A 209-nucleotide genomic window follows, 5' to 3' on the forward strand; every position below is an offset into this window, starting at 1 on the left:
AAAATGGTAAATCCACTTCTCTAAACAGCCGAAATGGCTATTCCAATAAAACCATTGTTACTGAAGATGGCGCTATTGATATAGAGACTCCAAGGGACCGCCTCAGTACCTTTGAGCCCCAGCTGGTGAAGAAACAACAAACCCGTTTTACCAGCATGGATGACAAAATCCTCAGTCTTTATGCAAAAGGTATGACGACCCGGGAAATC

1 protein-coding gene is annotated in these 209 nt (G+C 43.5%); it reads left to right on the forward strand.

What is annotated here, in order from left to right:
- A partial coding sequence (locus N477_RS23690) for a transposase (RefSeq protein ID WP_196760686.1) occupies nucleotides 1-209 on the forward strand: 209 nt, incomplete at both ends.

The organism is Pseudoalteromonas luteoviolacea H33-S (assembly GCF_001625695.1).
Lineage (GTDB): Bacteria > Pseudomonadota > Gammaproteobacteria > Enterobacterales > Alteromonadaceae > Pseudoalteromonas > Pseudoalteromonas luteoviolacea_B.